Source organism: Thiocystis minor (genome assembly GCF_016653465.1).
GTDB classification, from domain to species: domain Bacteria; phylum Pseudomonadota; class Gammaproteobacteria; order Chromatiales; family Chromatiaceae; genus Chromatium; species Chromatium minus.
The window spans coordinates 1-7243 of sequence record NZ_NHSQ01000152.1; the positions used below are offsets into that span (position 1 = coordinate 1).

Below are 7243 nucleotides of genomic sequence, written 5' to 3' on the forward strand. Positions count from 1 at the left end.
AAGGCGACCCGCGCCGAGCCGGCGCAGCTGGCGATCATCCAGGCGCTGGGCAGCGATCCCAGCCCGGGAGGGATACAGAAAATGATTGTCTGAATCGTCCGGTTTCACAAAATTTCACGAATGTAGTGCCACTGAGCGATTTTTTCCGCTGTAAGCGGATGATCTTAAAAGAGAAATAATCTGAGGCGTTAAACTTTGGCTAACGTGAATTCTGGATAAGGGCGGCGGCTCTGGGGGACGAAACCCGCTAAGGTTTCAGGAGAACATCCTGATCCCGGAGAGCCGCCATGATCGATTTTGAAGCCGTGTTCTGTGATGTGGATGATTTCTGCCAGGTGTTTCTGCCGGCTTGGCAGCGCCAACTCCTGACCAGCGGCGAGCGGCGCCGGCAGCGCGCCTGCCGTTTAACCCTCAGCGAGATCCTGACGATCCTGATCGTCTTCCATCAATCCCAATACCGCACCTTCAAGGCGTTCTACCTGTTGTCCCTGAGCCGACACGCCCGCGCGGAGTTTCCCCACCTGATCAGTGATACGCGCTTTGTGGCCTTGATCCCCCGCGCCTTGATGCCCTTGTGCGTCTATCTCCAGAGCCGCTACGGCCAGGAGACCGGCCTTGCCTTTGTGGATTCGACCACCTGGGTGGTTTGCCACAACCGGCGCATCCACAATCACAAGGTGTTCAAGCAGGTCGCCCGACGCGGCAAAAATTCCATGGGCTGGTTTTACGGCTTCAAACTTCATCTCGTCGTCAACGATCGCGGCGAGTTGCTCGCGTTTCGGATCACGCCCGGCAATGTTGACGACCGTCAGCCCGTGCCCGATTTGACCCAGGGCTTGACGGGCAAACTCATTGGAGATCGCGGCGACATCTCCCAGCGCCTCTTTGACGAACTCTGGGAGCGCGGCCTGCAGCTGATCACCAAGATCCGCAAGAACATGCACAATAAACTCATGCCATTGATGGATAAGCTGTTATTGCGCAAGCGCGCGATCATCGAAAGCATCAACGATCAGCTCAAAAACATCCAGCAGATTGAGCACACGCGCCATCGGAGTGTCATCAACGCCATGGTCAATGTCCTGGCGGCCTTGATCGCTTACACGTATCAACCCACCAAGCAGTCTCTCAATCTTACCAAAAATCAACTTATCATATTGAATTCAAAAGATTCTTAAACAAAACTCACGTTACCTAGCGCAGGCCGGGGAGGCGATCCTGCCCAGTCAGCTCAACGCCCTGCACGCCCTGAAGACCTGCCGGACCTCGGCCAGCCCCCTGATGCGGGCGCAGTGCACCGCGTGCGATCACACCGAGTTCGTCCCACACTCCTGTGGGCACCGTGCCTGTCCGCACTGTCAGCACCATGAGAGCCAGCAATGGATCGAGCGTCAACTCGCCAAACAGGTGCCGGCGAGCTATTTCCTGCTGACCTTCACCGTGCCCGAGGCGCTGCGCTCGCTGATGGGGGCCAACCAGCAGGCGCTCTACGATCACCTCATCCGCGCGAGTTGGGAGACGGTGCGCACCTTCACGCGCAATGACGCCCAACTGCACGGTGAGGCCGGAGCGATTGCGGTGCTCCATACCCATTCGCGCCGCCTCGATTTCCATCCCCATGTCCATCTGGTGGTGCCAGCCGCCGCCATCGACCCGGACAAGAAGCGGTGGCGCACCAAAAGCGCCAAGCGCGGCTATCTGTTCAATCACAAGGCACTCGCCAAGGTCTTCCGCGCCAAGCTGCTCGAGGCCATCGCCACCGAGGGATTGACTCTACCGCCCGGCCTTCCGAGCACCTGGGTCGTCGACTGCAAGAACGTCGGGCGCGGCGAGAAGGCGCTGGTCTATCTGGGGCGCTATCTCTATCGCGGCGTCATCCAGGAGAAGGACATTGTCGCCTGCGAGAACGGGCAGGTGACCTTTCGCTACCGCGATGCCAAGCGCAAGCGCGTCGCCTACCGCACCCTGCCGGGGGCACGCTTCCTCGCCCTGGTGCTCCAGCATGTCCTGCCGAAGGGGTTCCGGCGCACCCGCAACTATGGCTTTCTGCATCCCAACAGCAAGCGCGCCATCGCCCTGCTGCAGTGGCTCTTCGGCCTCGATCCGAGGCGTCTGATCGAGACGCTCAGACCCCGGCCCCGACTGACCTGCCCGTGCTGCGGGGCGGACATGGAGATCGTGCAGACCCGGATTCCGCCGCGACCGCCCAAGACCCTCACCGTTCCACTTCTGCACACACGCGAGGCGGCGGTGATCTAACCCTCGTCCACAGGGCGACTCCCCGGAGGTCGGCTTCCACGGGCCAGGGGCCACGCTCGGCCTGAATTCGGGGATGGTTGCCCGTTCAGGCCGTCTTCACCGCCACCTTCGCCGCAATGGCGAGCCTCAGCGACCACAATGCGTGCGCTTCACCGGCCTCCGAGCCCGACGCTCCTTTGGCCTCGCAAAAGCTATTTTCTATCCCCCAAATCCCCACCGTCCCGGGCTCGTCCAACAAACGGTTCAGATCGTCGCTCGCTTCGCTCGGACGATCTAACCTTATTCGTTGGGCAGCAGATCGATATCCTCGGCGAACAGGCAGAAGAGGATCTGTTGGCTGAAATGGGCGACCTGGGCTGGGGCATGACCGCGCTCGCGCAGCACTTGGGCAAGATCGCCGAAACGACCAGCGGCGGCTTCGGTCAGGTGGGCGGTGGTGCGACCGGGGCGTAGCCGTTCGGGATCGCTAAAGGCCCATTTGAGTAAACGCCGCTGGGCGGGATCGAGCAGATCCTCCAGGTTGATCTGGTGGATCTCCGGGACCGTACCGGTGAAGGCGGTGTGAATGACGATCCGCGCGATATCGGAGACGATCAGCAACGGCGGATATTCGAGGGCGGGGGTGTAGAGCTGGAGTTGCTGAAACGCCTTCTGGAGATCCTTGCCCGGCCCCTTGTACTCCATGCCGTAGCAGGCGCGTTTCCAAACATCGGCCCAACCGTCGCCGCCACCGGCTTTCTTGGCGCCCTTCTCGAAGCAGTACCAAGCGCCGGTCGGGTCGGCCTCGGCGGGCGTGGGTTCGTCGAGGAGGCGGCAGAGATCGCAGAAGTGTTCCTGGGCCGCCGAGCGTTCCTTGAGGGTGACGCCGGTCCATTTGGCGACGAACTGTTCCGGGGTCATGGTCCGTTTCCAGCAGCGAGGTCTGCGCGTAGAGTATCACTGTGACGGTGAGGAATCTTTCGGCATGCGCTGGTCATTTTGATGCCTCAATGCGACGGTCTTGGCAACGCCATGCCACCATCGCTTCAGTCTCCCTAACCGCCACTCCGAACGATCTGAGATCACGTACAAGCCGCCAGCAACTGGTGCAATGTCGGCAATCGTGATCACCGCCAATCAGAGCAGTCCTGATCTGGTCGGTCGCGGAGGGCGACGACGTCGGCCATGCCCCGTCTCTCGGCGTCGAGGCGAACCTTTAGGCGAATCTGCGCCGGTTGGCGATGGCCGCGGGGCTCGACGAGGCAGCATGGGCTACGTTCGCGGAGCGGGAGCGGTCCCGCGTGGGCTGATCGCTTGAGCATGACAACTGACTTGGAGCCGCGCGGATGATTCGGTCTCATCCCAGAGGGGGATCAGCAGTGGCGGGTATGCAAAAGTTGGCGTGTCAAGCTGAATCTGATCGCGGGTGCCAGCCGTCGACGGATGGCATGGCGCTGGACAACGATCAGCCATGACAAGAATAACGCGCCGCGCCTGTTTGCAAGGCGCCGCTTACGCGCTGTCAGCGGGCGTCGTGCCCGGTCTGATTCGTCCGCTGTCCGCCTTGGCAGAAGCGCCGCCGTTGCCAACGAACCACGAGGCGGCAACGATTGCCGACATCGTGACCCAAACCATGCGCGCCTACCATGCCCCCGCGCTCTCGCTGGCGATTGCTTCGCGCGGGCAATGGGTGTACCAGCAAGGATTTGGCTTGGCCGATCAGCGCACGGGCGAGCTGGCGACCGCTGCAAGCCGGTTCCGCATCGCCAGTCTGACGAAACCGATCACCGCCGTCGCCATCTTCTCCCTGATCGAGCAGGGCCGTCTTGGCTTGCACGATCCTGTGTTTGGCCAACGGGGCCTGTTGGCCGTTGACGATGGAGCCCGCTATCCGGACCTCGTCAGTCAAATCACCCTCTACCATTTGCTGACGCACACCGGCGGCGGCTGGGCAAATGACGATGCCGATCCCATGTTTCGCCATCCCGAGATGAATCACCAGGAACTGATCGCCTGGGCGGTGCGTCATCAGCCATTAAGGCATGCGCCTGGTACCCACTACGCCTATTCCAACTTTGGCTATTGCCTGCTCGGGCGGGTGATCGAGAACATCACCGGACAGACGTATGCGGAATACGTCCAGCATGCCGTGCTGGAACGCTGCGGGATTCAGGACATGACGCTGGCCGGTAACACCCTGGCGCAGCGGGCGCCGGGAGAGGTGATCTATGGGCAAAATGGATCTGATCGCGAGCCCTACGAGATGAACCTGACCCGTATGGATTCGCACGGCGGCTGGATTGCCACGCCCAGCGATATGGTGCGTTTTGCCATGCATGTGGACGGCTTTAACGCTACGCCTGATATCCTTAGCGCGGACAGCATCAATGCCATGACCACCCCGAGCCCGGCCAATACTGGTTACGCCTGCGGTTGGTGCGTGAACAAAGTTCCCAACTGGTGGCACCGCGGCAGCCTGCCCGGCAGTTTAACGATCATGGCGAGAACCGCCAGCGGGCTCTGCTGGGCCGCCTTCACCAATACCCGTCGCGACGGCTTAAACTTGGATGCCATGATGTGGAAAGTGGTGAAAGCTGTCCCGGCTTGGCGTGCTTGAGTCTGGCAGGTCTACACGGCGCTCACGCGCGGCCAGCGCCTTGGTGGTGCTGATCGCCCAGCGACCGGCGTTGGGGATGGCGGTCAAGCAGACGGGCGGGGACGATTGACAGAGCTGCGGGAGCGGTTAGCGGGGGAGGTGCGCGGACAAGACGCGCTGAGGATGCAGATGCACGGTTGACGCGAGTACGCGATCAACCGTTGACGCAATTTTTCCTTGTCGTGGCGATGGCGAGCACACGACCGTCCGATCAGCCGACGGGCGTATATCCCCGCTTCTCCCGCTGCTTCCCGATCGCCGCCAGGCGCGCCACGCCGGCGTCGTGGGAGGGCACCCAGACGATCCGCACCCGGCCCCGCTTTGAGCCCACGCCGCCCCAGCTTTGGATAACGGTCCAATCGCCCAAGAGATCCCGGACCAGATCGACCTGGTAGTAGCGCGCCTTCTCGGGATTAGTCCAACGGTACATCACGGTGGGCGGCTCCTCGCCATCGGGTCCGTTTGTGGTCGACATCGTGCGAATGTCGCGCAGCGGCGCCTTCCCGTCAACGGATTGACAAGATTTGTGCCGTCTTGAAGCAAAAAAACCCACCAGCCAAGGCTGGTGGGTTTTGGGGGTTAACGATTAGGCGACGAGCAACTCCAGTTGCAGAGCGTCCGTCGTCGTGTCCAGGAGACCCTGGACGTCAATGCCCTGCTTCTCCAGCACCGCGTCGAGTGCCTGATCGATGATGGCCTGCGCGCGTTGCGCCACGGACGCCTCCGTGTCATTGAGCCGGCGCCGTGGGTCTTCCCATCCGGATCCTTGGGATTTCGCCAGCGCCGTGATCTGGACATTCACGTCCTTCTCGAACGCCTCGGCCTTCTCGTACTGCAACCAGAAGGCATCGCTGACCCGCACGTCCTCGGGCGGCAACCAACGCCGCTGACGTCCCACCAGGAGATTGAGACGCTCGACGAGTTTCTTGTCACGGGCGAAAAAGTGGATCGTGCCCACCTTCGGGTAGTAGCGCACATCGAAATAACGGCTACTGACCCGTGCGCCGTCGCGAAGCGCACGGAACTGCGTCCGGAAGACATCGCACAGCCCCACCTCGGGACTCCGTTTGCCGTCGAGCATCGCGAACGCCCGGTCAAAATCGGCCAGGAGGTTCATTGAGTCCCACTTCATCGAATGGGCGTGGCTCTCCGTCCCATGGTGCGGCAACACGAACCGACTGGTCTTGATCCGAATCCCGGCGGTGCGATGCTTGTCGTTGGACTTCCATCCTTTGTAGAAGACCCGGTTGTCGGTGTGATACCGGGTGATTTCGTCGAACACCTCGCAGAGCATGTCCATTTGGATCTGCCCCTGGTTTTCCGACAGACCCAACAGAAACGCATAGACGTTGGCAGCACTGAACTCCAATTGCTTCACGTCCTCGAACTGGCGTTCCACATCGTTACGCACCGCCCGCGACAAACGTTCACTGACCTTGGTGGAGGACAAAATCGCGTTCCAGGCGCGATCCTTGAGCGTCAGATAACGCTCGTGCAAGGTTTCGGTCACCCATTTCACCTCACGCGGATGCGTGTCTTCCGAGGCGTCGCCCCGAGAGACCGCCAGCGTATGCCCGAGGCGACTGGCATAATGACTCGCCCGTGCCTCGCCGAGGACGGACTCGCGCATCGCCTGGACCGCCGCCTTGAACCTCAAGACCGCGTTGTCGATCTCGCTGCCGGGCAGGCATAACTCCTGCGCCTGCCAATCGTCGCCAGCCAGCGCTTCCCCCGAGGTGGCGTCGCGCGTCAGGTCATCCAGAAGGCTTCCCACGATGTCCTCGCGGCGAACCTGCTTGCGCAGATACACCAAGGCGATCTCAACATCGGTTTTGCGCTCGGTCTCCGAGGTGGAGAACGCATCGTTGATGTATTCCACGCCCCCGTGCTCATTGACCAGCCGCGCAAGCCGTTGGCGTTCCTTGGTGTAGGGATTGCGGAGCGTCTCGGCGTTCAGGATGGCGACGATCTCGCCGTCCCACAGAATGTCCCAGGCTTTCAGGACATGCTCCGTGCCCCGTGCAAAGGGGGGGTTCATGACGACATGCGAATAAAACGCCCCGCCGCTGAACTGTAAAAAATCCATCCCGACGACACGGAATCCCTGCTCGCGCAGGCGCGCATGTTTGGCGAGATCCATCTCGATGCAGTCGATCGGTTTGTCCGCGTCGTGGCGGCTCCAGGGCATTTCGCCCGCCAAGTCGCCGGTGCCGGCGCTGGGTTCCAGGACGCGCGTAAACTCGCGGTTCTGGAACTTGGACCAGGCTTTTCGCGCGAGAGCGGCGGGGGTTGGATAGAACTGCTGTTGGTCGATCATGGCGACAATCTCCTGAAAAGGATAACCCCGAT

Annotated in this window: 6 protein-coding genes; 3 read left to right on the forward strand and 3 right to left on the reverse strand. The window is 61.4% G+C overall.

Annotated elements, in window-relative coordinates; translation table 11 throughout:
• The first annotated feature begins 287 nt into the window (after nt 1–287).
• Entirely contained in the window at nt 288–1178 is an 891-nt protein-coding gene (locus CCR95_RS20660; RefSeq protein ID WP_201098018.1) for an IS982 family transposase, read from the forward strand.
• A complete protein-coding gene (locus CCR95_RS20665; RefSeq protein ID WP_201098026.1) occupies nt 1162–2259 on the forward strand; it encodes an IS91 family transposase in 1098 nt (365 codons plus the stop codon). The genes CCR95_RS20660 and CCR95_RS20665 overlap by 17 nt, the downstream gene beginning before the upstream one ends.
• A gap of 279 nt (nt 2260–2538) precedes the next feature.
• On the opposite strand, the gene CCR95_RS20670 is transcribed toward CCR95_RS20665, so the two are convergent.
• Entirely contained in the window at nt 2539–3159 is a 621-nt protein-coding gene (locus tag CCR95_RS20670; RefSeq protein ID WP_201098020.1) for a hypothetical protein, read from the reverse strand.
• A 643-nt stretch (nt 3160–3802) separates the two neighbouring features.
• On the opposite strand from CCR95_RS20670, the gene CCR95_RS20675 reads away from it, so the two are divergent.
• Nucleotides 3803–4855 carry a serine hydrolase domain-containing protein gene (locus CCR95_RS20675; RefSeq protein ID WP_201098022.1) on the forward strand — a complete coding sequence of 351 codons (1053 nt, stop codon included), beginning with the start codon at nt 3803–3805 and terminating at the stop codon, nt 4853–4855.
• A gap of 250 nt (nt 4856–5105) precedes the next feature.
• On the opposite strand, the gene CCR95_RS20680 is transcribed toward CCR95_RS20675, so the two are convergent.
• Nucleotides 5106–5369 carry a WGR domain-containing protein gene (locus CCR95_RS20680; RefSeq protein WP_242523390.1) on the reverse strand — a complete coding sequence of 88 codons (264 nt, stop codon included), beginning with the start codon at nt 5367–5369 and terminating at the stop codon, nt 5106–5108.
• Between the two features lie 111 nt (nt 5370–5480).
• On the reverse strand, nt 5481–7243 hold a 1763-nt coding region (locus CCR95_RS20685), incomplete at its 5' end, for a DUF4942 domain-containing protein (protein WP_338115460.1).